Source organism: Imperialibacter roseus, assembly GCF_032999765.1.
GTDB classification, from domain to species: domain Bacteria; phylum Bacteroidota; class Bacteroidia; order Cytophagales; family Cyclobacteriaceae; genus Imperialibacter; species Imperialibacter roseus.
This window is the reverse complement of record NZ_CP136051.1, coordinates 5,807,418-5,834,043: the sequence shown is the minus strand read 5'-3', so window position 1 is coordinate 5,834,043 and position 26,626 is coordinate 5,807,418. Positions and strand designations below refer to the sequence as shown.

The following is a 26,626-nucleotide window of genomic DNA, read 5'->3' as shown; positions in this document are numbered from 1 at the left end:
CTTGTACCCAGGGTCTTCATGCCAAATAGCCTTCTATATTGCGTTATTCGTGAAAGGTGAGCAAAGGCACCTTGACACCCATAGCCACCTTTTTCGTAACGCTGCTTTTGAAAATCTTCTCAAAAAGGGAATGCTTTCTAGGCATCATGACAATCATGTCAGCTGAGTTTTTTTCGGCAAATTCAAAAAGCCCGGCTCTTACATCATCATTCTTTGTAGTCTCGAAAGAGTGCTTAATATTCTTAAGAAATTTGTCGACTTTGAAGCTCTCCACCAGGCGGCTAAATGGAAATTTGTCATCCTCAGTAACATTGACGATTGTGATTTCAGCTTCGAAAAGCTCGGCAATATCCTTCAGCGGACTTAGCCTTCCTATTGACTCTATCTTATTGAAGTCAGCAGCAAATACTATCTTCTTCGGGTTGAATTTTTTTATAGCTTCGGGAACTACCAGCACGGGCACGTCGGCAATTCTAATCACTTCACTGCTTACCCCGCCGAGCAGCTTCTCAAGTGTATCATGACTTCCTTTTGTGCCCATCACAATCATATCTATTTTCTTGGTTTCCATTGCCGTATAAATAGCGTCAATGGTGAAAGATACATAGGCTCTATGATCGTGCTTAACATCCTTCAACCCTGGAATTTCCTCATCCAAAGCGTCGAATTTCTTGTCAACCTCCTCTTCATACTCTTCAAGCATCGGCTCAATCATGGCCTGGCCACCAATGTCCATATGCGGCGTTGGCACATGAATGGCGTTAATAAGGTGGATTTTAGCACCCAGCTTCTTGCTAAGGTCTACCGCAATTCTAACAGCGTTCTTCGAACACGGAGAGAAGTCTGTCGGTACAAGTATGTTTTTGATGTTCATGTCTTTGTCGGATTACAAGGTTGCTAATTAAAAGTAAACTTAAAGCTTCTCCATTCCGCCTGACATGACCTCAATATTCAGAAAACCTGATTTTAGTCAGAATTGAACTACATACTACTTAATCAGCTGTTTCCTGCGGTAGAAGTAGATGTGTTGCGGGCCGTTAAAGTTTTTTCCCTCACTTAGGGTAACATAGCCCTGGCCGTTTGCTGCAAACGCAACGGCCTCCCCTTGCGGTTCCGGTTGGTAAGGAAGCCGGTGCGGATTCGTCTTGATCGCCTCCAGCCAGGGAACGCCTGGCTCTTTCTTCCAGTAAAATATCGACTCGTAATTTTTAAGTAAAAGCTCCTGCCCATCTGGTGATATGTCTCCAGAGACTATCATCCAAAACGGGATGCCACCCGCCTTGTGCAGTACATAGGGTTCTGGCGTCTGCTCCGCAAAAGGCCAGTGATAGACAATAACATTGTCCCCTCTTTTAGATATAATGATGATGTCACGGTTGGTGGGGTCGACCAGCAAGGTTTCAGCATCCCGTGCGCCATCAGGGTATTGAAATTGATACGTTGAAAAGTCGCTGATGCTGAGAAATTGAATCTCTCCCACCAGATTCAATTCTGGTTCGGGAAACGAATAGATGGAGTAATTGCCATAAACAGCTCTATTGTCCCCTATTTCACCTACGTAAAGCAAATAGGCCCCGTCCTGCCCTGGACCAATGGCGATATCCTCCCAGTCACGGTTGATCACTCCCTCCAGTCTTATTTCAGCTTTGAGCTGAGCAAGGCTGTCGATCAGGTAAACGGAAGGACTGCCGCCACTATCGTTGTGCACCCAATAAAAGCCGGGGTATCTCTGACTAGCCACTATCCCTGAAATTTCATCGAGGCTACTTTCTTTTATGATTCCCATTGAAGTAGCCGCCTCGAAGGGTGCTCTCGCCTTTTCCTCAGCATAGTCATTCTTATCCCTTCTGCCATGGCAGGCTACCAAAACAATAGAGCAAAGGGTGTAAAAAGCAATTCTAATTGACATCAAAAGCCTTGTTTAGAGGGGCGGGGTAGAAACCATGTATTCAGGAAGGCCGGGTTGTTACCGGCTGCATTGGTGGGAAGTACAGGACTCGAACCTGCGACCCCCGCCCTGTCAAGGCGGTGCTCTAAACCAACTGAGCTAACTTCCCGAAATGCACCATCGAAGCAGCAACGTGCGACTTGCTAGCCAGCAAAGTTTGAGAAACAATTCGAAATAAACAAAGGCTTAAATGGGGAGGTAAGCTTAGCAAGTGCTAAAAAAGTCAGTCGCTGCCTTGATGATGGGCTTCTCGAAAATGGCAGCAATGCCTACTGCCACACCCACTGCTACGGCCGCAATAGTCAGTGCATTGCGAATTCCTGCGGGTAGTTCTTTGGGGTTGGTAAAGTACTTCATGGTCTTCTTGCTCAACATCTTCTTTCCCAGGTAAGGTTAAAAAATGGGAAGGGTATAGGGCTGAAACATAAATCAGCCCCAACACCCTTATATTACTATTCTACTACTTCTCCTTTAATGGTCAGCACAATAGGAGCTTCGGAGCCACTGTGATAAACGCTCACAGTCTTGCTAAAAGCCCCTGCCTTTGCAGCATTATAAGTAGCTTTCACAAACCCTTCACTTCCCTCGCCAATACTACCTTTCGTGTAGTCCGTTACAGTGCAGCCACAAGATGCTGTCACTTTAGTGATAGTAATTGACTCGCTGGATGGGTTCGTAAATTCAAAGTTGTGGCTTGCGGGCGCACCCTTTACAATCTTACCAAAGTCGTAAGTCATTGCCTTGAATGACAATGACTCGGCGGCAGGATGAAAGCTTGAAAGAGCGATAAAGGCGACGAAGAGCCCAGCTAGTGCAACAATGTTCTTTTTCATAATTAATGTGTTTTAGTGAAAAAATAAATAACGATTCAAATGTCCGTACGGAAACTTTAAAAGGCTGTTAATGAAAGCATAACAAGTGTTAATGAAATGTTAATGGCACACTGTTCATCAATGGATTGTTTAATTTTGAATCATGAGGACTCGTTCAATCAGGCTTATCACCTCACTCGGAGCACTGTCAGTAGCCGGGGTTCTGCTGATCCAGTTTCTTTGGATCAGGCAGGCCTACATTGCTGAGTCCAGAACTTTCGACCATAACCTGCATCTCGCACTACGCAATGTTGTGGAGTCGCTGTGCCAAACCGATGGCTTGGATGTGCCTGCCTATAATCCCATTGAGCAGATATCTGCTAATTATTATATCGTACGAACTTCGCAGGTATTACAGCCCCAAACCCTGGAATACTTCCTGACCGCCGAATTGAACAAGCGGAATATTTTCACCGATTTTGAGTACGGTATATATGATTGCCAGTCCCAACTCATGGTCTATGGAAATCAGGTTTCAGAAAACAAAGGGAAGTTGGTCAAGGCGAGCTTCCCGTCGCTAAAAGAAGACCAGTATTATTTCGGGGTGCTGTTCCCCTCAAGGCAAGGATACCTCCTGGGCAGAATGGACTTTCTGGTGTACTCCTCGGGAGGGCTACTGCTTGTGATAGGGTTCTTTGCCTACGCCATGGTGGTGATGACAAGGCAAAAAAGACTCTCAGAAATTCAGAGGGATTTTATCAACAACATGACACATGAGTTCAAGACTCCCTTGTCGACCATTAAGCTGTCGGCAGAAGTAATCCGGTCGGCCAATGAAAAGGACTCGAAAGAACGACTTCACAAATATGCTTCTTTGATCGAAAAAGAGGCCGACAGATTGCAAAGCCATGTGGAAGAGGTGTTACAGATAGCGCTGGTAGAAAAAAATAAACTGCAATTACACATGCAGCTACAGTCAGTGGCCGACCTGCTAGAGGAGTTTGACCAGACTGCCCGGGAAAAAGTGCTGGCTGCTGGCGGGAAATGGCAGTTGGAATGCCATTGCAATGGCAGCAAAATAAAAACTGACACCCTCCACTTTCAAAATGTGCTGGGCAATTTGCTCGACAACTCCATCAAGTATTCGGAGGGTGCCCCCGTCATCAGCCTGGACGTTACCGACACTGGCCACGAGGTGCTCCTTACATTTAAGGACGAGGGCAGGGGCATTCCTGCTCAATCGCTGAAACACGTTTTCAAGAAATTTTACCGGGTGCCGTCCGGGGATGTGCAGGATGTTTCAGGTTTTGGATTGGGCTTGTTTTATGTAAAGCAAATCGTCAAAGCCCATAACGGTGACATTACGGTAAGTTCAACACCCGGAAGGGGAACAACTTTTCGAATCAAAATCCCAGTAGTTCATGAAAAATAGGCCAAAACTGTTACTGGTGGAGGATGACCCAAGCCTGGGCTTCGTGCTAAAGGATAACCTGGAGCAGGGTGGCTACGAGGTGGTTCATGCTACAAACGGACTGGATGCTCAACAATTTTTTAAAACCAACACCTTCGACCTGTGCCTTCTGGACATTATGTTGCCAAAAGTAGATGGGTTTACATTGGCAAAAAGCATCCGGGCAACTAATTCATCTGTTCCGATCCTTTTCATCACAGCCCGCTCGCTTCAGGAAGACAAGCTGAAGGGTTTTTCAATTGGAGCAGACGACTACATCACGAAGCCATTTAGTATGGAGGAGTTGCTTTTTCGTGTAGCGGTGTTTGTTAAAAGAACCACGCCTACAGAAGAAAAACCAACTTCTCAGCAGCTGGCCATTGGCGAGTATACGCTCAACACCGACACGCTCCGCTTGCATTTCAAAGATGGCGAAACCAAGCTGACAAGAAGAGAAAATGACTTGCTTTTCATGCTGGTGTGTCGCAAAAATCAGCTTGTGAAAAGAGATGACATTCTTTTGCAGCTCTGGGGCGACGACGACTATTTTGCCGGAAGAAGCCTTGACGTGTTTGTGTCACGTCTCAGAAAGTATCTCAGGCACGATCCGAATGTTCAAATTGAAAACCACCATAGCGTCGGTTTTCAGCTTAGAGTAAAATAAAAGCGTAGTCACTACTTTTTCACAGTCGGCAGGATCAATTTCGAGGCATTCTTACCACCCACATGGACTTTATTGACAGCCGGAATCAGGTTTGCTTCTGTGGCAATATTAGTTCCCGTGTTCGGGTTCGGGTCGTAATGCGGAAAGCTGCTGCTGGTAATGTACATTCTGATACGATGCCCGGCTTTAAACAAATTAGCCGTAGCCATATTATCGATGGATATCGAATAAACCTTCTCCGGCTTCATCAACACCTGCTTCTCAAGCCCTTCCCGGTAGCGCATCCTTAAATAGCCAGCATCCAATCCACTCAGGTTAATGGACGTTCCATCAGGGTAAACATCGCATAGCACTACGTGAAAATCTGTGTCCTTTGCTGAAGAACTTACAGCCAAAGCTGCTTCCACCAGACCAATCACTTCGATATCCTTCGTCAAAACTTCGGAAGTAAACACCAATACATCCTCCCTGCTCTCAATTTCTCTTTGGTCGTAGGGATAGCTTTTTTCGAAACTTTTATCATACACTGGATTATTTGGATCAAAGGTGTAAGACATGGTTTTCGCCTTTTTTGACGGCTGCATTACAAGTTCCCCACTTTTGTTGTCGGCACCGGCGACCAAATAAAACGTGGTGCTTTCGATATTGGGTACGGGCCAGTCGCTAAACGTTTTCCATTTATTAGCGCCCATCACAAAAACACTGACAGGGTCGGGCATGGGTGCCTCCTCTTCTTTTAAATGAAGGGTGAACCAGTCAATCAACACCCTATCAAAGTCAAACCCCGCTGATGGCCCAAAGTCGACCTCACCAAAATGCGATTTTCTTACAGTTACAGACGTGTGATTCCAAGGGCCAAGAATGAGTTTGGTGTTTTCTCTCGCCACCGATGTAGCAGCTTTCGTTTTCATTTCCTGAAAGGCCTGAATAGCTCCCAAAGGCCCATAAGCTGCATCATACCAGCCACTTAGTAGCATAGCAGGTGCCTGCATTTTCTCAAAGTCCTTTTCAACTGAAGCAAAATCCCACCAGTCCGATTTGTCAGGGTGCGAGAGCCAATCGTAGTAATAAGGCGCATATTTCTTAAGCAACGGCATGTCAGCCAGAGGCCGGTATTTGTACCACTGATCCCTGTCTTTTGCCCATTGCTGGTAGGCATCACTGTCGAGCCAGGGCCCAGAAGGGTCGTTGGCTCTTTTTCGTAAGTCAGGCACAATCAGAGGCATAAACCAATCGAGCCATGGCATTGAAAAAGCACCACCGAAGTAATAAAAATAGTGACTATTGATCGGTGTCATGTCGGGTGCTGCAGCTTTGAGCGCCTCCGGCGCTTCGGACAGGGCCAGCCACTGAACAATGCCTGGATAGGAGCCCCCATAGGTTCCCACTCTTCCGTTTACATAGGGCTGCTTACCCACCCATTCTATTAAGTCGTAGCCGTCGGGCCGCTCCTGATGATACGCTTTGAATTCTCCCTCGCTCCCGAAGCGACCTCTGACGTCAACCAGAAAAACGGCAAACCCTTCTTTTGCTGCAGCAAGGGGAAACATGGCGTAACCATCATACTCATCTTTGCCATAGGGCGTCCTGTACACAATAGCGGGAAACCTACCTTCTCCTGCTGGCTTGTACAGAATAGCCTCCAGGTTGACGCCGTCCCTCATGGGAATTTTTACCACTTCCCGTTGAATGTTCCATGCTTGCGGCTGAGCCACCAGTGGGGTTGCCAAAAAACTGAGGAGAAAAGAAAAGATCAATGCTTTCATCGCACAACGGGTTAAGGTCATGTCAATTAAATCATTGAAACTGGAAAGGAAAAATGATACTTAACTCGTTGGGAAAAAATGGGGCATAAAAAAAGCCCTCACTAAGGGCTTCTTCATTTCACAAGGGTGGAAGACCGGGTTCGAACCGGCGACCTCCTGAACCACAATCAGGCGCTCTAACCAGCTGAGCTACAACCACCATGTAATTTTGGGACTGCAAAGTTAATGGCATTCATCAATTTTGCAAAGCACTTAGTCCCTTGTAAATAATAATCTTTCACCTTTTTTAGTTTCATCCAATTGGCCTTTGTGGTATGCCCTGTGCCCCGAAACAAGGACAGTGTCAATTTTTGAATGAAAGATTTGCCCTTCAAAAGGCGACCACCCACATTTCGCCAGGATATTTGACTTCTCCACCATCCAGGTGGAGCTTGTGTCGGCAATCACCAAATCAGCAAAATAACCCTCTCTGATAAAGCCCCGTTTTTCAATTTGAAACAAAATAGCTGGGTTGTGGCACATTTTTTCCACCAGCCGCTCCATGCTTATTTTACCCTCCCGGTGCTTTTCAAGCATCGCCACGAGCGAATGTTGAATCAACGGCCCCCCGGAAGGCGCCTTGAAATAGCTATTTTGTTTCTCTTCCCAGGTGTGGGGCGCATGATCAGTAGCCACCACATCGATTCTGTCTTCCAACAAAGCTTTCCATATCTGCTCCCTGTCGCTTGCTTTTTTCACGGCCGGGTTCCACTTAATAAGTGTCCCTTTACTCGCATAGTCTTCATCCGAAAACCAAAGGTGGTGGATGCACGCCTCAGCCGTTATCCTTTTTTTTGCCAGAGGAATTGAATTGTCGAACAGCGCCGTTTCCTTTCCTGTGGAGATATGCAGAATGTGTAGCTTGGTGCCGTGCTTCTTTGCCAACCCCACTGCCAAGGATGAAGAGAGATAGCAAGCTTCTTCACTTCGAATGAGAGGGTGGCATTCTATCGGCACATCTTCACCATACTTATTCCTGAATATTTCGGTGTTAGCTCTGATAGTGGCTTCGTCTTCGCAATGAGTTGCTATGAGCATGTCTACCTTGCTAAAAAGCCCTTCCAGCACCTGCGCATTGTCTACCAACATATTACCAGTGGAAGAACCCATAAACACCTTGATGCCACACACATTCCTGTGATTCGTTTTCAATACCTCCTCCAGGTTGTCGTTGCTGGCTCCCATGAAAAAAGAGTAGTTGGCAAGAGATGTTTGCCGGGCAATTTCATATTTGTCCTCCAGCAGCTGCTGAGTTAATGCGTTGGGCACTGTGTTGGGCATTTCCATAAATGATGTGACTCCCCCGGCCACAGCCGCCCTGGCCTCTGTATAAATGGTAGCCTTATGTGTGAGGCCCGGCTCACGAAAATGCACCTGGTCATCGATTACCCCAGGCAACAGGTATTTGCCGTCGGCATCTATCACCTCGTCAGCGTCATCAGTCAAGTGCGAACCTATCTTTTCGAAATACTGGCCCTTCACCAACACATCTGCGGCACGTACGTTGCCTTCGTTCACTATATTTGCATTTACAATCAGCTTCGTCTTCATAGGATGGACTATTTGATATGCAAATTTACATTTATATACCCAAACAGGGGGCTCTGGCATGATAGATAACAAAAATTTTATGGAGGAGTCGGCCGGCTTCGAGTCGTTCAAGCTGAATAAGCAGCTCCTGAATGCTATAGCCGATTTGGGTTATAAATCGCCCACTCCTATTCAGGCCAAGGCTATTCCTGTGGCGAACGCAGGCCACGACCTCTTCGGCATAGCGCAAACCGGCACCGGCAAAACAGCGGCCTACCTGATCCCCATTCTATTGAAAATCAAGTATGCCCAAGGCAACGACCCGAGAGCGCTCATTCTGGCACCCACCCGGGAGCTTGTGATGCAAATCGAGGAGAATGCCCGAAAGCTGGCCACCTACACCGACCTACGGGTAGTGGGCCTCTACGGGGGAAAAGGGCCAAAGCTTCAGATTGAAGATTTGAAAAAAGGTGTGGACTTGATCGTGGCCACCCCCGGTCGGTTCACCGAGCTTTATCACGCAGAGGCTATCCATCCACGCCAAATTAAAACGCTCGTGCTGGATGAAGCAGACCGAATGATGGACATGGGTTTTATGCCGCAGATAAGGAAGATCCTTGAGGTTATACCGGTCAAGAGGCAAAACATGTTGTTTTCTGCCACCATGCCCGAAAAAGTAGTGAAGCTCTCAGAGGAGTTTCTGGAGTTTCCTCAAACAGTTGAAGTGGCCCCTCAGTCGAGTACGCTCGAAACCATTGAACAGCGGGTGTACCTCATCCCTAACTTCAAGACGAAGATCCACATGCTCAACTGGTTTCTGCATCAAACAGAAGCCATCGACAAAGTCATCATATTCACCAAAACAAAAGACACTGCCAACAACCTTTATAAATTTATACACCGGAAAATCAATCCATCTGTAAAGGTGATCCATGGCAATAAAGACCAAAATGCCAGAATCAATGCTTTTGAAGCCTTTAAAGCTGGCGACAGCAAAATCCTGGTAGCTACGGATGTGAGCTCAAGAGGCCTCGACGTGAGCATGGTAAGCCATGTTATCAATTTTGATGTGCCAGTGTTGTATGAAGACTATGTGCACAGGATAGGACGAACAGGGCGAATTTACAAAGCAGGCTCAGCCTGGACTTTTGTTAACCCTGCCGAGGAATATCACCTTCGGAAAATAGAGGAGCTTATCCGAAAACAAATTCCCGTACACCGTTTGCCGAAAGATTTGATCATTGAGGAGACCCCGTTTGAAGAACAGCAGGACATGGCCAGGGAAGTGGATCATCAGAAGAGAAAAGATGACCCGGATTTCAAAGGTGCCTTCCATGACAAGAAGCATCCGAAAGGCCAATTTAAGAAGCCCGTTCCCAAAAAGAACAAAAGGAAAAAACGTTGATCTGCATATCGGCAGAATTCATCGAAGAATTTAGGTAGTTCATCTAATCGAAATTTTTGTTTGAAGTGAAAAGCATACATTTGATACAGAAAGATGGATAAGTCTTTCTTTCCATAGCTGGTTGAAAAGATCTTGGGGGATGTGGCTTTGCCGATCCCTCAAGTTGTTTCTAGCCCACACTAAAAAGGCCCTTGAACTTCAGTTCAAGGGCCTTTTGCATTCTTTTCGCACCGTTTGCTTGTGACTCCGCTAGTCTAGTTTAATCCGCTCTTCCCTGTTAGCCACTTCCCAGGCCGTAAAGAAAACCAGCTTTGTGATAGCGGTCATCTTGTCGAACGCAATTTTCTCGATCGTGTCGGTGGGGCGGTGGTAATCGGCATGCACACCATTAAAATAGAAAATAATCGGCACGTTGTTCTTTGCGAAGTTGTAGTGGTCAGAGCGATAATAGAACCGGTTTGGGTCGTTCTCGTCATTATAAGTATAGTCCAGCGCAAGGTTGGTGTAGTCTTTATTTACCTTCTCCGAAAGCTGATGAAGATCCTGCGACAACTTGTCCGAACCAATCACATAGATATAATTCTCATTGTCCAAATGAGCGTCATCTACCCTGCCTATCATGTCAATATTCAAATTGGCAACGGTTTTACTCAGCGGCAGCACCGGATGATCCGTGTAGTACTCCGACCCGAGAAGGCCTTTTTCCTCACCTGTCACGGTCATGAACAGTATACTTCTCCTGGGCCCGTTGCCTTTCCTTTTCGCTTCGCTAAAAGCCTGGGCTATTTCCAACACTGCACTCGTGCCCGATCCGTCGTCGTCTGCACCATGGTAAATAACATCGTCTCTTTTGCCAAGGTGGTCGTAGTGGGCCGTCACTACCAGCACCTCGTCTTTCTTGTCAGTCCCTTCCAGAAACCCAAGCACATTCTCAGTTATTACCTCCTCGGTGGTTCTTTCTGCCTTAAAGCTGATACTAGCCATCGGTTGCTCTGCGCCCGAAGCACTCGCCATCAGCTCTTCAATAGACCGGCCAAAGACACCCTTTGCAGCATCGGGCGAAACAATGAAAACAAAAGGGCCTTCGTTGCTGCTATCTCCCTCACTACTAAGGCTTAGACGTGAGGCTGTAATATAGTTCTTGTATCGACCGACTACAGTTTTAAATTGACCATCCGATTCGCCGCCAAATACCAGGAGGCCCCTGACGTCGGCTTCAGCAAACTGCCTCCTTATGGATGTCCACGACCTGCTGTCCTGGCTTCTCACAGCAACAATTTTATTCTTGAAAGCCCCATTTTTGACAATGCCTGAGGCTTGTGCCAAATCACCAATAAAAACCACCTCGGCGGTCACTTCGTTGGAAGTGCTGGCAGCACCAAAATACAACAGGTCGGTTCCGTTCTCCAGCTTTGTCGCACCTGCTTTTACATAAACATCGGTCCATTGAGATTTTTGCAGCGGGAAACGCTGAAAATAAGACATCGACTGAGCCTCAAACACGATGGGCTCCAAACCATATTGCTTAAACTGTGCCGCAATAAAAGCCGCCGCCATTCGCTGACCTTCGGTGGCTGTTTCCCTACCCTCCAGGCTATCGGAAGTTAACACTTCGAGCCGGGCATAGAGGTCTTCTTTGGTGATGGTCTTCGAGATTTTTATCGCCTTTTTATCCTGGGCAAATGCAGCTAAGCTAATTACCAGGGCGAGCACAAATAATGAAAATTTTTGAATCATGATTGCTTTGGGTTACCCGGGGCAATTTTATTCTTTTCGGGTAAACCTTCCATACCAATTCCACATTTTATTTGAAAACCGGAACAAAATATCTTCACATTAAATTATACCTTTGCAGTCAGAAATAAGGTTCATATCACTACACATTTTCAGAGGGTAACTTAATGAAGATCAACGTTAACCAAAGGGTTAGTTTTGAGAGTCGCCATCACGGCAAAGATGATCAAGAGCTGGCCACAATGCTTCAAACTGTTGGAGTGTCGTCTATTGATGAATTAATAGACCAGACGGTTCCAAAAAAGATTCGACTGGAGCGGCCGCTGCAACTTCCGGCACCAAGAAATGAGTATCAGTTCCTGAACGAATTCAAGCAACTGGCTGCTGGCAACAAGGTATTCAAGAGCTATATCGGCATGGGGTATTATAATTGCGTGGTGCCTGCCGTTATTCAGAGAAATATATTGGAAAACCCAGGGTGGTACACAGCCTACACTCCTTATCAGGCAGAGATCGCCCAGGGACGTTTGGAAGCACTTATCAACTTCCAAACTGTGGTATCTGATTTGACAGGCATGGAGATCGCCAACGCCTCCTTACTCGACGAAGGTACCGCAGCGGCCGAAGCCATGACCATGCTGCATGAGCTAAGGAAAAAATCGAGAAAAGATGCGCATAAATTCTTTATCGATGAAAATACCTTCCCACAAACGATCGACTTGCTCGTTACAAGGGCCCAACCATTGAACATTGAGTTGGTAGTTGCTCCGTTTTCTTCGTTCGATGTTACCGACACTTCATTCTACGGGGCCTTGCTTCAGTATCCGGATGCTAATGGCGAGGTGAAAGACCTGACATCTTTTATCGCCGCAGCGAAGGAAAACGATTTGATGATTGCGGTAGCCGCAGACCTCCTGAGCCTCACGCTTCTGACATCCCCGGGAGAAATGGGCGCCGATGTGGTTATCGGGAGCAGCCAGCGCTTTGGCGTACCAATGGGCTACGGCGGGCCGCATGCGGCTTTTTTTGCTACGAAAGATGAATACAAAAGGCAGATACCTGGCAGAATCATTGGCGTGTCGGTAGACAAGGAAGGCAACAAAGCCTACCGCATGGCGCTGCAAACAAGAGAGCAGCACATCAGGAGAGAAAAAGCCACTTCCAATATTTGCACAGCGCAGGTACTATTGGCCGTTATGGCTGGCATGTACGCCGTATATCATGGCCCGCATGGCCTGAAGGAAATCGCTGCAAGAGTCAATGGCTTGGCAAGACTGCTCAATGCTGGTCTGGCTCACCTTGGTTTCAAGCAGATGAATGCTGAGTTTTTTGACACCCTTAAAGTAGAGGCGGCAGGTAAAAAAGAAGCGATCAAGGCCCTTGCCGAATCCAAGGGGGTAAACCTTAGGTACTTCTCCTCTGATCATGTTGGCATCTCGCTGGACGAAACTACTCAGTTGGAAGACCTGAAAGTCGTTTTCTCCATCTTTAGTGAAATAGCAGGCAAATCAACTTCCGGATTTGATCTTGAGGGCCAGTCGAGCAATGTGGATGTGAGCTTCTCTTCGGCTTTGGAACGCAAAAGCGACTATCTTACCCACCAGATTTTCAATGTGCACCACACGGAGCACGAGCTGCTTCGCTACATGAAATGGCTTGAAAACAAGGATCTTTCTCTGGTGCATTCAATGATTTCCCTTGGCTCGTGCACGATGAAGCTCAATGCCACATCGGAAATGATTCCGGTAACGTGGGCCGAATTTGGAAACATTCATCCATTTGCTCCGGCGAGTCAGGTAAAAGGCTATCAGCAGTTGGTAAACGAGCTTTCGGACTGGTTAAAAGAGATCACTGGCTTTGCGGCAGTTTCTTTGCAGCCAAATTCTGGCGCACAGGGGGAGTATGCCGGTTTAATGGTAATAAGGGCTTATCATCAGAACAGAGGCGACAACCACCGCAACGTGGCGCTTATTCCTTCGTCAGCACATGGCACCAACCCAGCCAGTGCAGTAATGGCAGGTATGCAGGTGGTGATCGTAGCTTGCGATGAAAAAGGAAATATCGACCTGAATGACCTCCAAACCAAAGCTGAAAAACACAAAGACAATCTGTCGGCGCTGATGGTGACCTATCCATCCACTCACGGTGTGTTTGAAGAAGAAATCATAGATATCTGCGACATTATCCATCAAAATGGTGGACAGGTGTACATGGACGGCGCTAACATGAATGCTCAGGTTGGGCTGACGAGTCCGGCACGCATTGGCGCCGACGTTTGCCATCTCAACCTCCACAAAACATTCTGTATCCCTCACGGCGGCGGCGGCCCCGGCATGGGCCCGATTGGCGTTGGGGCTCACCTGGCTCCCTTCCTTCCCGGCAACCCGGTGGTAAAGGCAGGCGGAGACAAAGCGATTACGTCTATTTCATCTGCTCCCTACGGCAGCGCCAGCATCCTCACTATATCGTACGCTTACATAGCTATGATGGGAAGTGAAGGACTGACGAATGCGACGAAAATGGCGATTCTTAACGCCAACTATATCAAGGAGCGATTGAAGGGCGATTACAAAATTCTTTACACCGGAAAAAATGGCCGGTGCGCTCACGAAATGATTGTGGATTGCAGAGAGTTTAAGCAGTTTGGAGTGGAAGTGGAAGACCTCGCAAAAAGGCTGATGGATTACGGCTTCCATGCGCCTACCATGTCGTTCCCGGTGCCCGGCACCATGATGATTGAACCAACAGAGAGTGAGTCAATTATTGAACTGGACAGGTTCTGCAATGCAATGCTCAGCATTAGGGAAGAAGTGAGGGAAGTAGAAAAAGGTCTGGCAGACCGTGAGATCAACGTGCTGAAAAATGCGCCACACACCCAGAAAGTAGCACTGGCCGAAGTATGGCAGCTGCCTTATAGCAGGGAAAAGGCGGTGTTCCCTCTTGAATATGTGAAAAACAGTAAATTCTGGCCAAGCGTGAGCAGGATTGACAACGCCTATGGCGATAGAAACCTTTTCTGCAGCTGCATTCCAATTTCAGAGTTTTCGGAAACACTGGCAGAAGCCTAAGGAACAGAAAAGGGAGTTAATCGCTCCCTTTTTTCATTTGGCAGGTCAATTGAAAACAAGGAGCAGTTGCCGAAAAAAGCTAAAAATTGTGTAATCTTGTTAGCCTGTTAATGTCAAGCATATTTTTTATAGTGCCTTCATTGAAGGGTAACATATTGTTGAAATACTAATCGCAGTAAAGATTATGGCGTCTCAAAAGGATCTTTTAGAAAAATGGTCCAGCCGCATAAAGGCAGAAAAACTTGATGAAACAATTGCAGTAGTTAAGAACGCCCTGGCTGGCTATAAAAGATTCCCAAAATCTGTCAGAGTAGCCTACTACCTGCATGGCTCTCACCTCAATGGCACCAATATTCTGTACAATACGCCGGTTGACGTAGCGATTGAACTGACCTCGGTAACAGGTTCCAGCAAAAGCAATGAAGACCCATTTGAGGGAAAAGGCCTCACCTACAAAAGCTTCAGAGAAAACATCCTTGAAAGCATGCAAAATGCTTTTGGCGAAGGGTCGGTACAGGATGGAGATAACGCCATTCATATCATTGGCTCTCCTAATCGCCTCCCTGTGAATGTGCTCGTGTGCTTCAAATACAAACTGTTTATCAAGCATGGAAGAGATGAAGTGGAAAAACTGGGCGTGGCATTCTACCCTAAAAAAGGGAAGGAACTCATCATCAATTTTCCAAAGCAGCACAACTCCTATGAGGCAGTAAAAGAAAGTGGCTCCCAGGGCCAGTTTCTTGCTACCGTGAGGGTTTTCAAAAATATCAGAGACCGGCTGGTGCAGATGGGGCATATGGACGAGAACAGGACGCCTTCCTATTTCCTCGAAAGCTTTATTTGCAATGCTCCTACGGGAATGTTCACCAAAGATTACATTTCTTCCATCGCCAACTTGCTCGACTTCTGGAAGAAAAATGCGTGGAGGAACTATATCACCATCGACGGCTTCAGGTCTCTTTGGGGCGACTCACCACAATCGTGGAATGTTGAGGATGCAAAATTCTTTTTGGAGGCTATTCGTAAAGTGGGAAAAGATCCCGCTTTCTGGCAGGCAGGCACTGATGCCTGATTCTCTCTTACTTGAAGTAATTCTCCCACCATTTCTGAAAAACATACAGGGCCCACGTGGTAGCATGCGCATCGCCAGGGTTGTTGCTGTGCAGTTGTTGCCTGAGCAAAGCCAACTGCTGAGCGCTGAAAATTCCCTGCTCGTTTAACTTGTCGTCATTAAAAACAACACCGTCCAGCGTGCTCTTCATATCGTTTTGCATCCACTTTAGCAGCGGAACCTCAAAGCCTTTTTTGGGTCGATTATAGAGCTTTTGAGGCAGAAAGCCTTTAAAAGCATCCTGCAAAATTCTTTTCCTGGTTCCATTGTGAATCTTAAAGCTTTCGGGTAGCCCAAAAGCAAACTCTACAACTCTGTGGTCCAAAAATGGCACTCTTACCTCCAGCGCATTCGCCATCGACATCCTGTCTACTTTGGTCAGCATGTCGTCGGGCAACACCAGCTGTGTGTCCGCCAAAAGAAAGCTGTTTAGTGAAGAGGATCCGTGCAGCGGAAGCAACCAACCTCCCTTGTTTCCAAGGTAAGTCTCCATAACAAGTTCTTCCTTTGCCGATGGGCTCAGGTAGTCCAGCGCCCGGCCTTCCGCCATATAGCTGGCCCACCGCCAATAACGGTCTTCAGCAGAAAGCTTAAGCCCTTCTCCATACTTACTTAGTTGCCTTACCTTATTTCCAAAAGCTGACGATCTTGATGCAGGGAGGCTTTTCCAGAGTGGGAGCAGGCCCTTTGCCAGCGCATTCGAAAAACTCGGCTCAACGCTTTTTTGCCAGGCCAGGTGCTTGTTGTAGCCCCCAAAGAGCTCGTCTGCTCCATCGCCGGAAAGAGCCACGGTTACGTGCTTTCTGGTTTCCTCACTTAGTATGTACACCGGCAGCGCTGACGAATCCGCAAACGGTTCATCAATATTGCTAATCATCCCCTCCAGATGATTCAGTAAGTCATCGTTCGACAACTTGAAAACATGGTGCTGTGTATTGAAATGACGAGCAACCAATTCAGCATACTCGGTTTCATCAAAAAAAGGATCATCTCTGTAACCAATTGAAAATGAATGAATACCCGGGTGCAGCTTCGAGGCAATACCCGCTACGATTGAAGAGTCGGTACCTCCGCTAAGAAATGTGCCGAGGGGAACGTCCGCAACCAGCCTATGTTTTACCGCACTGGTGAGAAGCTCTCTCAATTCCTTTTGCTTGTCGGAATAGCTTTGACGCCCAACAGCGCTGCTTGCATCGAATGGAACCTTGTACCACTGTTCAACCGTTACCTCATTCTTTTTGCTCACAATCAGGTGGCCCGGAGGCAACTTATGGACACCCTTGAGGATCGTCAACGGAGCAGGAATATAATTGAGCTGCAGGTAAGTAAGCAACGATTCGAATGACAGCTCTTTCTGAATACCATAGCGCATAATGGCCTTCATTTCTGAGGCAAAAATCAGCTTGTCCTCGTCGTAGTAGTAATAAAGCGGCTTGATCCCCAGGCGGTCTCTGGCGATAAATAGCGAACCGTCAGCTGCGTCAAATATGGCGAAAGCAAAGAATCCGTTGAGATGATTCAGCGCCTTTTTGCCAAATAATATATACAACTGAAGAAGCACTTCGGTGTCACTTTCTGTTTGGAACGACACTCCCTTTTCCTGCAGGCCCTTCCTCAACTGCATGTAGTTAAATATCTCGCCGTTAAATACGATTTGATATCGGCCGGAGGCATCCGACATCGGCTGGTGGGCGCTTTCAGAAACATCGATAATACTCAAACGACGGTGCCCCAGCCCGACAAAATGGTCGTAAAAGAGTCCCTGATTGTCTGGCCCTCTTTTGGCGAGCGATTCAGTTGCGGCAGCCAGGTGAATCATGTTGATCCGCCCAACCTCATTAAATGCCTTAATTCCTGTTATCCCGCACATTATTTGAGCCTCTTTTCAAATGTTTGTGTAATTTTAAAGTAATTCAACGGTTCTGAAAATTCGTCAGATAAATATGTCCAAGTTAAGACCCTCTTTTGTTCTTTTCATTTTTTCCATTCTTATTCTCTCGGGCTGTGCCGGCTCCAAAAAATCCAGGGCAAAAAAGGTCGACGTCATTATTCAATCTGCCAGGTCATACACTGGAACGCCTTATAAATACGGTGGCACCACCCGGAGCGGCATCGACTGCTCAGGGCTAATTCTCCGTTCGTTCGAGTCGGCAAGCATCCAGGTGCCCAGAACATCCAATGCACAAAGCAAAATGGGCCGAAAAGTTTCGCTGAATGACCTGGAAGAGGGCGATCTCATATTCTTTGCCATGGGCAAAAGGAAAAGAAAAATCACCCACGTTGGTATGGTGACTGACGTCAGGGGCAAAACCGACATCCGCTTTATTCATGCCTCAACAAAACTTGGCGTGATGGAAACGAACCTAAAATCCGACTATTATTGGAAAAGGATAGTGCAAGCCCGCCGACCTTTTTGAGAATACAATTTCTTTCCTATTTTTGCAGTCCCCAATTCAAGACTTCAATGTGAGCTAGCTCGTTGCGGTTCGACGATTCTTCTTTGGTGTTTTAATGGGGCATTAGCTCAGCTGGCTAGAGCGCTTGCATGGCATGCAAGAGGTCATCGGTTCGACTCCGATATGCTCCACTTCGATATTTAACTCAAAAGGAAGGCACAAGTCTTCCTTTTTTTGTCCATCTTCCTTTCTAATTGTGTTCACAATTACGCCAGCTATTACTTCAGTTCATTTTTTGGAACAAGAATTCACTTCATTTAGTAGTTTTTAGCGACTACACTGCTAATAAAATTGAAGCTTATAGCTAAACAATTGAAAAATGGGTATTTTAATTTCCAGAAACACGTAATAGATGGCAAAGCTCAAGAACATTATCAAACAACTCTCCGATAAAGACTATCAGGCTATTTATAACAGCCTCAATGAAAGTGCGGCCGAAAAATCGGCCTCGTTGCTCAAGGGCATTAGAGAACGAAGCCTTGGCGACAACAAGATCATGGAGGAGTTGGGTGTCAACCCCAATGCGTACTATACGCTGCGGTCACGGCTCAACCAGAAAATTGAAGAGTATCTGGTGGAGCAAATGGAAAACCCCCGTACTGATATTCTTAAAAAGGTAGCCAACGTGAACGACGTTGTGTTCACCAAGAAACGAGCCATTGCCCTTGCCACACTAAAAAAACTGGAGAAAGAGCTAATAGACTATGATTTGTCGTCAGAGCTAACGGTAGTTTACAAATATCTCAAGCGCTTGCACATGCACTCGCCAGAGCAGTTTAGCTACTCTCAGCTCTATAACAAACACGTGGCCTTTATGCTTGCCACCGACAAGGCTGAAGATATTCTGGCAGACTATTTTAAAAATTATGGCGACTACTACCTGACGGGGGATGAGACATCAAAGCTGGGACTTAGTTACCTGCTCAGGGAGCTTACCAATGTCAGTGCTCTTCATGATTCGCACAGGCTATATGTGTACAAGTCGGCGGTAAATATCTTTCACAGACTTTTTGTGGACGACAAAGAAAGTGAACTTAACCAGGATGAAGAGGCCATTGAGGACGTTCTCAAAAAAGTAGAAAGCTACTTCTCAGTATATACCCTTGATTCTATCTACCACCACTTATCGCTTTTGTTTGACTACCTAAAGCTGGAGTATTATACCCACTATCAGCTTTATAAAAAATCAGAAGAGTTTTTCGATGAAGTGAACGATGCAGTGGCAACGCTTCTGATGAACTATCCCACGTTCACTTTTTCTTCCCAGCTGCTTATCACAAAGCTGCGAAGAAGCATCCGTCTGAAAATAGAGGACACATTGGAAGAAGAGAACCAGCTTCAGTTTTCAGAATATGAACCAAATCCTCTCAACGTACCCGCCTATATTACCTATGTCACTTACCGGGCGCTGAGTTGCTATTATGCCGGCAACTATGACGAGGCGGCTAAATGGATCAACAACTTCCTTAACGAGGTAAGCCTTAAAAAATACCCGCTTGCCCAGCTTGAAATCAAATCGGTGCTGGCCCTGCAATATTGTATGATGGGCGACTATGATTTATTCAGCCAGCTGATGAATAGTGTTCAAAGACAGGTGAGGCTGATGGGCAAGGAAAACATTGACCACGTCGTTATCTTCAACAAGATTCTGAAAGTCGCTACCAGCGAAGCAAAAAAACAGAAGGCAGATAAAATTTCGGTGTTGGTCAGGAAGTTCAATTCCTCCAATATTTCAGTTTATGCACCAACCACGCTAATTCGAATGGATGAAAAATTCATAAACGATCTCAGCTCTGTGTCGGTGGTTTAGAACTTTATCTTCTCGAGCGTATCCTGTGTTAGGGGTTTATTGATGTATTTTTTTACGTAGTTATACTTCTTCGATTTGTTGACGTCCTGAGGATTAATTGACGAAGTAAGCATGACAATATTGCAAATATTCTTGGTTTCCACTCTGAACTTTTCAAACTCATCCAAAAATTGGAACCCGTCCATCAGTGGCATATCGATGTCGAGAAAAATGATTTGAGGGAGAATGGAATGTCCTGCCGCACCAAGCTTTTCTATATTTCTTAAAAACTCAATGGCGCTCTTGGCACCGGTATGCACATAAATATTTTCAGATAAGGTTGATGCCTCAATCATCTTTTGATTGATCAAATTATCGATCTCATTGTCGTCAATAAGCATCACAGCTTTAAATCTGGGGGCTACAGTCACTGCCATATTAAGTTGTTAGTTGGTGTCATAGCCTGGGGTAAAAGGGCTACGACACCAAATGTTACTAATTTTTTGGTAAAATACACTGCTAAAGATCAAATTTTATCCCCTGAGCCAAAGGTAACTTTGCGCTGTAGTTGATTGTATTGGTCTGACGGCGCATATATGCTTTCCATGCGTCGGAGCCCGACTCCCTGCCACCACCTGTTTCTTTCTCCCCACCAAAGGCTCCCCCAATTTCAGCTCCAGAGGTTCCAATGTTAACATTAGCAATGCCACAATCACTTCCCGCCTGTGACAAAAACTGCTCTGCTTCCAGCAGATTATCTGTGAGAATTGCAGAAGAAAGGCCCTGAGGTACTCCATTTTGAAGAGCGATGGCATCAGCTACATCACCAGAGTACTTTATCAAATACAAAATTGGAGCGAAGGTTTCGTGCTGAACAATCTTGAAAGTATTCTCTACCTCAAAAATGGCGGGCTTCACATAACATCCCGATTCATAACCGGCGCCCGAAAGCACACCACCAGCAACGATAGTTTTGCCTCCTTCTTTTTCTACTTCCTTAATGGCGTTGAGGTAATTTTCAACTGCCAGTTTATCTATAAGCGGGCCAACATGGTTTTTCTCACTCAGCGGATTCCCTATTTTCAATTGAGAGTACGCTTTAGTCAACCGAGCCTTCATTTCATCAAAAATACTGTCGTGCACAATAAGCCTTCTGGTAGTGGTGCACCTTTGCCCTGCGGTGCCCACAGCACCAAACACGGCTGCGATAATTGCCACGTCCAAATTAGCATGCTGCGAAACAATGATGGCATTATTACCGCCAAGCTCCAGCAGAGACCTGCCCAGTCTTTTGCCTACAGCTTCACTCACCTTCTTGCCCATGCGGGTAGAGCCGGTGGCAGAAACCAATGGCACTCTGGTGTCGTTGGAGAGAAGCTCCCCAATTTTATAGTCGCCGATAACGAGGCCGCTGATGCCTTCTGGCAAATTATTTCTTTCGAACACTTTCGCAGCTATCTTCTGGCAGGCTACCGCCGTGATCGGTGTTTTCTCTGAGGGTTTCCAAACACAAACATCGCCGCATACCCAGGCCAGCATAGTGTTCCAGCTCCAAACGGCGACAGGAAAGTTAAAAGCAGAAATGATACCCACAATGCCCATGGGGTGCCACTGCTCATACATGCGGTGGCCGGGTCTTTCGGAATGCATACTCAAGCCATACAGCTGACGAGAAAGGCCCACAGCAAAATCGCAGATGTCGATCATTTCCTGCACTTCACCATAACCCTCTTGCAAGGACTTACCCATTTCGTAGGAAACCAGTTTGCCAAGATGCTCTTTATTCTTCCTAAGCTCGTCACCGATTTGCCGTATGATTTCTCCACGCTGAGGTGCCGGCACAAGTCTCCAGCTCTTGAAAGCCTCCTCTGCCTTTTTTATCACCTGCTCATATGTAGCTGCCGTCGCAGATTCTACAGAGGCAATCAACATTCCGTCCGCCGGAGAAAAGCTTTCTATCACCTCTCCACCAGAGGCAATCCAATTTTTGCCAGTTGAGGATCCGGCATTTTTATTTTCAATACCGAGCTTTTCAATCGCTTCGGCAATTCCGTAAGTATCTTCAATTGTGACCATTCTATAATTATTAGGGGGTTAATGGAGCCGCAAAATTGCTAACATTTAAAGCGTTTTCAAAATAATACTACTTAGGAAACTGCACTCTAACAGTACCCGGTTTTCTGTTTCCCACGGCATAAGTCTTTTCTGTGTACTCAACCCCGCCACCATGATCAATAGTGATGACTGTGGTGCAGCAGGTGCCATAGTTTTCAGTCTTAATGCACATAGCCGACAGCTGTTTTTCCCAGTCAGCTGAAACCCCGGTAGCGGGTAACTGCTCATCCGGTGCCAGCTCGCCATCGCCCATCCACTCGATCATTTCGGTAGCGCTGGGATGATCCTTTTTCAAAGTGGCTTCAAAGTAGCGCTTTGCCTTTTGCACTTTTGGCCACGGTGTATCGAGGAAAGCATTGGAAAGCCCATATATACCAGGCTTTACCTGTAGTAGTTCCTTCTGAATATTATTGAAATAGTATAGCTCATTATTTTCAAGAGTCAGCAAGTTGAATCCGTTGAAAAGATCAAGCCGCCCTTTTACACCCCCATAAAACGACGGTGACGATTGGCTGCCAGTAAGAAAGTCCTTTGTGAGATTTCCCCTTGATGGGGGCGACACCTTGATATTAGCCAGGTCACGGTGGTTGGTGATGGCCGTCAGTCGACCCGATCGGTGCATGCCCATCCAGGTGCCGCCTTCTTTCAGGTCACGACCGCCAAGTACGTCCGGATAATCGTGCCAGTAGCCAAGTGGAGCTGTTGGGCGTTCGTAAAATTCGTCCCTGTTGGCCACCAGAATCAGCTGATAGTTGGGATGATGCTTCCAGGCAAAGGTGATCAGGCACATATTATTGTTATTGCTTTCAAAGTCACAATACTAAAACAACTCCTCCAATCAATGATGAATTTGAGAAATAGGTTCCGTTACTTAGTTTGCGTCGCAAGAAAATAGCCATGAACAAGAAGTGGAAGATTTGGGTCGATACAGGCGGCACCTTTACCGATTGCCTGGCAGAAACACCCAATGGTGAGATAAAAAGAGTGAAAGTGCTCAGCAGCAGCAAGCTGAGGGGAAAAGCCGTTGAGCAGGTGGCTAAAAATGCTTTTCGTGCAGATGCTTCGTTCGCTGTCGACAAAGACATCCTAAAAGGCTATAAAGTAAGGTTTCTGGGCAAGGACCTGCCCCACAACGCTATTACCGGTTTTGACCCCATCAACTCCATATTTACTCTGACGAATTCCATTCCTGCCGACCTTACCCTTCCCTGCGACTTCGAGCTGGATGGAGGTGAAGAAGCCCCCGTGCTGGCCGCCCGATTAATCACCGAAACAGCATTAGACCACGCACTCCCACCTATGGATATGCGGCTGGGCACTACCCGGGGAACAAACGCCCTGCTGGAAAAAAAGGGAGCAAAAACTGCCTGGCTGGTAACAAAAGGGCTCCAAGACCTGATTCGTATCGGTACACAACAGCGGCCCGATATCTTTGCCTTGAAAATCGAAAAACCTGAGCCGCTTTATTCAACTGTTTTTGAGATAGATGAAAGAGTAGATGCGCAGGGAAATGTGTTACTTGCCTTAAATTCAGGCGAGGTAGAGCGAATCATTGAAAAAATAAAAGAGCAGGGGATTCAATCGGTCGCTGTTTCCTTTCTCAATTCGTTCAAAAACCAAGCACATGAATTGGTGGCGCTCGACCTGTGTAAAAAAGCCGGACTAACATACGTCTCCATTTCCTCTCAGCTTTTTCCTGCCATCAAATTGCTCCCCAGGGCCGAAACAGCTGTCGCCGACGCCTACCTGAATCCTATTCTCACCTCCTATCTGACAGGCGTTTCCAACAAGCTTTCAACGGACAGTTCACTAAAAGTGATGACCAGTGCCGGCGGGCTTGTCAGTGCCAACGATTTTCACGCAAAAGACAGCTTGCTTAGCGGCCCGGCCGGGGGGGTGGTGGGGGCAGCCGAAATTGCCCGACTTTGCGGGCAGGAGCATATTCTCACCCTTGACATGGGTGGCACAAGCACCGATGTAAGCCGGTACTCCGGCAAACCCGACTACCGTTTCGAGTGTGAAGTGGGCCAGGCAAAAATCGCCTCTCCTTCGGTGGCTGTGGAAACTGTGGCTGCGGGAGGCGGCTCCATTTGCTCTTTTGATGGTCACAAGCTACGGGTGGGGCCGGAAAGCGCCGGTGCACAACCCGGGCCGGCCTGCTATGGTGCAGGCGGACCATTGACCATAACGGATGTTAATCTATTACTGGGGAGAGTGGATGAGGAAAAGTTTGGCATTCCTTTGCAAAAAAGAGCGTCAGCCAAACGGCTGGAAGAGCAGCTAAGTGCTATAAGAGACCAAACCGAAGAGCAAGCGGAAGCCAATAGCTTGCTGGAAGGCTATCTGCAAATTGCCAATGAGCGGATGGCAGAGGCGATCAGAAACATCTCAACGAGAAAAGGATACGACCCTGCCGAACATGCGCTTCTTGCTTTTGGTGGCGCCGGTGGGCAGCATGCCTGTGCCATTGCTGAATTGCTGGGCATGAAAAAAATCATTGTGCCTTTCGATGCCGGACTGCTGAGTGCCTACGGTATTGGCAAGGCCGTTGAGGAGCGAATGGTCACGCAACAAGTGCTGAAACCTCTCGATGACCTGAAGCATCATTTCGAAATGATCGTTGCCAAGGCGGCGGACGAAGCTACTTTGATGCTCAGAAACGAAGGAATTCAATCGACCCAAATCACATTTGTGGCAGCCTATCTGCGCTTTTCAGGGCAAGATGCTGTGATAGAAATTGAATCTGAAAAATACGACGGTCTATACCCTGCCTTCAAAAGCAAGTACGAAGAGCTATTTGGTCACTGGGTTGAGAACCGGGCCATTGAGGTGGAGTCGATAAAGGTGAAAGTTTCTGCACTAAAAATAAGTGCAAACGGAGTTGCCCGGCAAGTCAAAGCCTATGCTGCATCATCGCAAAAAACCAAAGAAATAACGCATCAGGGCAAGCAATTGACAGCACAGCTCTACGACTGGGAGTTGTTGTTGCCGGGGGCAAAAATTGAAGGCCCTGCCATCCTGGCTTCAAATACTTCCACCACATGGGTTGCCCCGGGCTGGCAAGTCAGCATAGGGGACGAGCTCAATGCCATTTTAGATTTGACACAAGCCTCCTCTTCTAGCCTCAACGAGTTGCATGAAACTGTAGCACTTGAGCTGTTTACCAACAGATTTCGGGGCATTGCTGAAGAAATGGGTGCATTGCTCATGCGAACAGCCTTTTCAGTGAACATCAAAGAGCGCCTCGATTTCTCCTGCGCACTGCTCGACTCAAATGGCGAACTGGTGGTCAATGCTCCTCACATTCCCGTTCACCTCGGGGGGCTCGGGCTCTGCGTTCGCAAGGTGCTGGAAGTCCTTCCTTTGTCGCCAGGCGATGTGGCAGTAACCAATCATCCCGGTTTCGGTGGCTCACACCTGCCCGACATCACACTCATTGCCCCAGTGTTTGAAGGAACAAAGTTGTTGGGCTATGTGGCCAACCGGGCTCATCATGCGGAACTGGGAGGTAAACGGCCCAGTTCTATGCCGCCCGACGCTAAAAATTTGGCCGAAGAGGGAGTCGTCATCAGCCCCATGCTATTGATCCAACACGGAGAGGCAAGGTGGTCAGACATCGAAAAGGTGCTTACGGCGCACAGCTACCCCACCAGGGCCGTGGCAGAGAACATGGCCGATCTGAATGCGGCGCTGTCGTCAATTAAAGCCGGCCAAAATGCGTTGCTTTCGCTTTGCCGAAAAGAAGGGGCTAAAAAAGTGCTGCATTATATGCAGCGGCTCAAAGACTACTCCAACGAAAAGCTTTGGAGCCAATTGCAAAGGCTTCCGGGCAACGAGTTTGAAGCCGCTGAAAAACTAGACGATGAGAGCCCATTAAAAGTAAAATTACAACAGGCAAACGACAAGCTGACGGTTGACTTCACTGGTTCCTCAAAGGTGCATCCCGGCAACCTGAATGCCACACCTGCCATTGTGCGAAGTGCTGTCATCTATGTGCTCAGGCTGCTGATCTCTGAGGACATTCCACTCAATGAGGGCATTATGAAACAAGTGGAAATTATTCTTCCCGAAGGCTTGCTCAACCCTCCTTTTCCGGCTGATTCTTCCCAGTGTCCGGCGGTCGTTGGCGGCAATACCGAAGTAAGTCAGCGGCTGGTGGACACTCTGATCAAAACGTTGAAGCTTTCCGCCTGCAGCCAGGGGACGATGAACAATCTGCTATTTGGCAACAAAAGCTTCGGCTACTACGAAACCATCTGTGGCGGCACCGGGGCCGGGCCAGGTTTCAACGGCGCCGACGCCATTCACCACCACATGACGAATACCCGCATTACCGATCCGGAGATCATGGAATGGAGGTATCCGGTGCAGGTGGAAGAATTTTCTATTAGAAAAGGTTCAGGCGGGCATGGCAAATGGAAAGGCGGCGACGGTATTGTGAGAAAACTTCGTTTCACAGAGGCCGTGGAACTCACCATCCTCACTCAGCACAGAGTAGAAGCCCCTTATGGTATGAAGGGAGGAAACTCTGGCGCAAGCGGAAAGCAATATGTCGAAAAGTCAACCGGAGAAGTCATTGGGTTGAAAGGCGTTGACGAAATGGATTTACAAGCAGGCGATGCCATTGTCATTGAAACGCCGGGCGGAGGTGGGTGGGGCCCGTAGCCAACGGATGCTTGTTGAGCTCCATTGACAGTCTATTGTTTTTGTACTATTTTTATGGAAAATAATGCAAAACA

The 26,626-nt window shown here is 47.2% G+C and carries 19 protein-coding genes and 3 tRNA genes; 9 read left to right on the top strand and 13 right to left on the bottom strand.

All coding sequences use genetic code 11. From position 1 onward, the window contains the following. Positions 1-43: 43 nt before the first annotated feature. The 5 genes from RT717_RS24490 to RT717_RS24470 form a co-directional block, all read right to left on the bottom strand. Complete coding sequence (locus tag RT717_RS24490; RefSeq protein WP_317488965.1) at positions 44-874, bottom strand: universal stress protein; 831 nt, start codon at positions 872-874, stop codon at positions 44-46. A gap of 114 nt (positions 875-988) precedes the next feature. Further along, on the bottom strand, positions 989-1,909 hold the full coding sequence (locus RT717_RS24485) for a hypothetical protein (RefSeq protein ID WP_317488964.1): 921 nt from the start codon (positions 1,907-1,909) through the stop codon (positions 989-991). Positions 1,910-1,979: 70 nt separating this feature from the next. After that, positions 1,980-2,057, bottom strand: a tRNA-Val gene (locus RT717_RS24480). Positions 2,058-2,152: 95 nt separating this feature from the next. Next, positions 2,153-2,323 (bottom strand): hypothetical protein, encoded by a 171-nt coding sequence (locus RT717_RS24475; protein WP_317488963.1) that lies wholly within the window; start codon positions 2,321-2,323, stop codon positions 2,153-2,155. Positions 2,324-2,400: 77 nt separating this feature from the next. Beyond that, positions 2,401-2,781 (bottom strand): DUF1573 domain-containing protein, encoded by a 381-nt coding sequence (locus tag RT717_RS24470; RefSeq protein WP_317488962.1) that lies wholly within the window; start codon positions 2,779-2,781, stop codon positions 2,401-2,403. Between the two features lie 142 nt (positions 2,782-2,923). Between RT717_RS24470 and RT717_RS24465 the strand changes: the two genes are divergently transcribed. After that, on the top strand, positions 2,924-4,192 hold the full coding sequence (locus RT717_RS24465; protein ID WP_317488961.1) for a sensor histidine kinase: 1,269 nt from the start codon (positions 2,924-2,926) through the stop codon (positions 4,190-4,192). Next, positions 4,182-4,874, top strand: coding sequence for a response regulator transcription factor (locus RT717_RS24460; protein ID WP_317488960.1), 693 nt, complete (start codon positions 4,182-4,184; stop codon positions 4,872-4,874). Before RT717_RS24465 ends, RT717_RS24460 begins: the two co-directional genes overlap by 11 nt. An 11-nt stretch (positions 4,875-4,885) precedes the next feature. Here RT717_RS24460 and RT717_RS24455 read toward each other — a convergent pair whose 3' ends face one another. The 3 genes from RT717_RS24455 to RT717_RS24445 all read right to left on the bottom strand — a co-directional run bounded on the left by RT717_RS24455 (position 4,886) and on the right by RT717_RS24445 (position 8,230). After that, positions 4,886-6,640, bottom strand: a complete 1,755-nt coding sequence (locus RT717_RS24455; protein WP_317488959.1) for a CocE/NonD family hydrolase — start codon at positions 6,638-6,640, stop codon at positions 4,886-4,888. 124 nt (positions 6,641-6,764) lie between these two features. Beyond that, positions 6,765-6,840: transfer RNA gene (locus tag RT717_RS24450), tRNA-His, on the bottom strand. A gap of 52 nt (positions 6,841-6,892) precedes the next feature. Then, positions 6,893-8,230 carry a dihydroorotase gene (locus RT717_RS24445; RefSeq protein ID WP_317488958.1) on the bottom strand — a complete coding sequence of 446 codons (1,338 nt, stop codon included), beginning with the start codon at positions 8,228-8,230 and terminating at the stop codon, positions 6,893-6,895. 58 nt (positions 8,231-8,288) lie between these two features. Here RT717_RS24445 and RT717_RS24440 point away from each other — a divergent pair, with 58 nt between their 5' ends. After that, positions 8,289-9,614 carry a DEAD/DEAH box helicase gene (locus tag RT717_RS24440; protein WP_317488957.1) on the top strand — a complete coding sequence of 442 codons (1,326 nt, stop codon included), beginning with the start codon at positions 8,289-8,291 and terminating at the stop codon, positions 9,612-9,614. A 249-nt stretch (positions 9,615-9,863) separates the two neighbouring features. On the opposite strand, the gene RT717_RS24435 is transcribed toward RT717_RS24440, so the two are convergent. Next, on the bottom strand, positions 9,864-11,351 hold the full coding sequence (locus RT717_RS24435; RefSeq protein ID WP_317488956.1) for a M28 family peptidase: 1,488 nt from the start codon (positions 11,349-11,351) through the stop codon (positions 9,864-9,866). A gap of 164 nt (positions 11,352-11,515) precedes the next feature. On the opposite strand from RT717_RS24435, the gene gcvP reads away from it, so the two are divergent. Beyond that, positions 11,516-14,416: an aminomethyl-transferring glycine dehydrogenase gene (gene gcvP, locus RT717_RS24430; protein ID WP_317488955.1), complete on the top strand. Its 2,901-nt coding sequence runs from the start codon at positions 11,516-11,518 to the stop codon at positions 14,414-14,416. 184 nt (positions 14,417-14,600) lie between these two features. Next, positions 14,601-15,488, top strand: coding sequence for a hypothetical protein (locus RT717_RS24425; RefSeq protein WP_317488954.1), 888 nt, complete (start codon positions 14,601-14,603; stop codon positions 15,486-15,488). A gap of 7 nt (positions 15,489-15,495) precedes the next feature. On the opposite strand, the gene asnB is transcribed toward RT717_RS24425, so the two are convergent. Then, positions 15,496-17,397, bottom strand: a complete 1,902-nt coding sequence (gene asnB / locus RT717_RS24420; RefSeq protein WP_317488953.1) for an asparagine synthase (glutamine-hydrolyzing) — start codon at positions 17,395-17,397, stop codon at positions 15,496-15,498. Positions 17,398-17,470: 73 nt separating this feature from the next. On the opposite strand from asnB, the gene RT717_RS24415 reads away from it, so the two are divergent. From RT717_RS24415 to RT717_RS24405, 3 genes are all read left to right on the top strand, one after another. After that, a complete protein-coding gene (locus RT717_RS24415) occupies positions 17,471-17,944 on the top strand; it encodes a C40 family peptidase (RefSeq protein ID WP_152001400.1) in 474 nt (157 codons plus the stop codon). 96 nt (positions 17,945-18,040) lie between these two features. Continuing rightward, positions 18,041-18,114 (top strand) — tRNA-Ala (locus tag RT717_RS24410). Between the two features lie 221 nt (positions 18,115-18,335). Beyond that, entirely contained in the window at positions 18,336-19,793 is a 1,458-nt protein-coding gene (locus RT717_RS24405) for a hypothetical protein (RefSeq protein WP_317488952.1), read from the top strand. Here RT717_RS24405 and RT717_RS24400 read toward each other — a convergent pair. The 3 genes from RT717_RS24400 to RT717_RS24390 form a co-directional block, all read right to left on the bottom strand. Continuing rightward, on the bottom strand, positions 19,790-20,209 hold the full coding sequence (locus RT717_RS24400; RefSeq protein WP_317488951.1) for a response regulator: 420 nt from the start codon (positions 20,207-20,209) through the stop codon (positions 19,790-19,792). The two genes, RT717_RS24405 and RT717_RS24400, sit on opposite strands and share 4 nt — an antisense overlap. Positions 20,210-20,291: 82 nt before the next feature. Then, the gene (amaB, locus tag RT717_RS24395) at positions 20,292-21,848 is read right to left on the bottom strand and encodes an L-piperidine-6-carboxylate dehydrogenase (protein WP_317488950.1); all 1,557 of its coding nucleotides are present in this window, start codon (positions 21,846-21,848) and stop codon (positions 20,292-20,294) included. A 67-nt stretch (positions 21,849-21,915) separates the two neighbouring features. Further along, positions 21,916-22,677, bottom strand: a complete 762-nt coding sequence (locus RT717_RS24390; protein WP_317488949.1) for an NRDE family protein — start codon at positions 22,675-22,677, stop codon at positions 21,916-21,918. A 107-nt stretch (positions 22,678-22,784) separates the two neighbouring features. On the opposite strand from RT717_RS24390, the gene RT717_RS24385 reads away from it, so the two are divergent. Continuing rightward, positions 22,785-26,552 (top strand): hydantoinase B/oxoprolinase family protein, encoded by a 3,768-nt coding sequence (locus tag RT717_RS24385; protein WP_317488948.1) that lies wholly within the window; start codon positions 22,785-22,787, stop codon positions 26,550-26,552. Positions 26,553-26,626 lie beyond the last annotated feature (74 nt).

Coding starts and splice junctions, on each gene's coding strand:
- RT717_RS24490 (WP_317488965.1), bottom strand. CDS start 874: ATGAACATCAAAAACATACTTGTACCGACAGACTTCTCTCCGTGTTCG.
- RT717_RS24485 (WP_317488964.1), bottom strand. CDS start 1,909: ATGTCAATTAGAATTGCTTTTTACACCCTTTGCTCTATTGTTTTGGTA.
- RT717_RS24475 (WP_317488963.1), bottom strand. CDS start 2,323: ATGTTGAGCAAGAAGACCATGAAGTACTTTACCAACCCCAAAGAACTA.
- RT717_RS24470 (WP_317488962.1), bottom strand. CDS start 2,781: ATGAAAAAGAACATTGTTGCACTAGCTGGGCTCTTCGTCGCCTTTATC.
- RT717_RS24465 (WP_317488961.1), top strand. CDS start 2,924: ATGAGGACTCGTTCAATCAGGCTTATCACCTCACTCGGAGCACTGTCA.
- RT717_RS24460 (WP_317488960.1), top strand. CDS start 4,182: ATGAAAAATAGGCCAAAACTGTTACTGGTGGAGGATGACCCAAGCCTG.
- RT717_RS24455 (WP_317488959.1), bottom strand. CDS start 6,640: ATGAAAGCATTGATCTTTTCTTTTCTCCTCAGTTTTTTGGCAACCCCA.
- RT717_RS24445 (WP_317488958.1), bottom strand. CDS start 8,230: ATGAAGACGAAGCTGATTGTAAATGCAAATATAGTGAACGAAGGCAAC.
- RT717_RS24440 (WP_317488957.1), top strand. CDS start 8,289: ATGATAGATAACAAAAATTTTATGGAGGAGTCGGCCGGCTTCGAGTCG.
- RT717_RS24435 (WP_317488956.1), bottom strand. CDS start 11,351: ATGATTCAAAAATTTTCATTATTTGTGCTCGCCCTGGTAATTAGCTTA.
- gcvP (WP_317488955.1), top strand. CDS start 11,516: ATGAAGATCAACGTTAACCAAAGGGTTAGTTTTGAGAGTCGCCATCAC.
- RT717_RS24425 (WP_317488954.1), top strand. CDS start 14,601: ATGGCGTCTCAAAAGGATCTTTTAGAAAAATGGTCCAGCCGCATAAAG.
- asnB (WP_317488953.1), bottom strand. CDS start 17,397: ATGTGCGGGATAACAGGAATTAAGGCATTTAATGAGGTTGGGCGGATC.
- RT717_RS24415 (WP_152001400.1), top strand. CDS start 17,471: ATGTCCAAGTTAAGACCCTCTTTTGTTCTTTTCATTTTTTCCATTCTT.
- RT717_RS24405 (WP_317488952.1), top strand. CDS start 18,336: ATGGCAAAGCTCAAGAACATTATCAAACAACTCTCCGATAAAGACTAT.
- RT717_RS24400 (WP_317488951.1), bottom strand. CDS start 20,209: ATGGCAGTGACTGTAGCCCCCAGATTTAAAGCTGTGATGCTTATTGAC.
- amaB (WP_317488950.1), bottom strand. CDS start 21,848: ATGGTCACAATTGAAGATACTTACGGAATTGCCGAAGCGATTGAAAAG.
- RT717_RS24390 (WP_317488949.1), bottom strand. CDS start 22,677: ATGTGCCTGATCACCTTTGCCTGGAAGCATCATCCCAACTATCAGCTG.
- RT717_RS24385 (WP_317488948.1), top strand. CDS start 22,785: ATGAACAAGAAGTGGAAGATTTGGGTCGATACAGGCGGCACCTTTACC.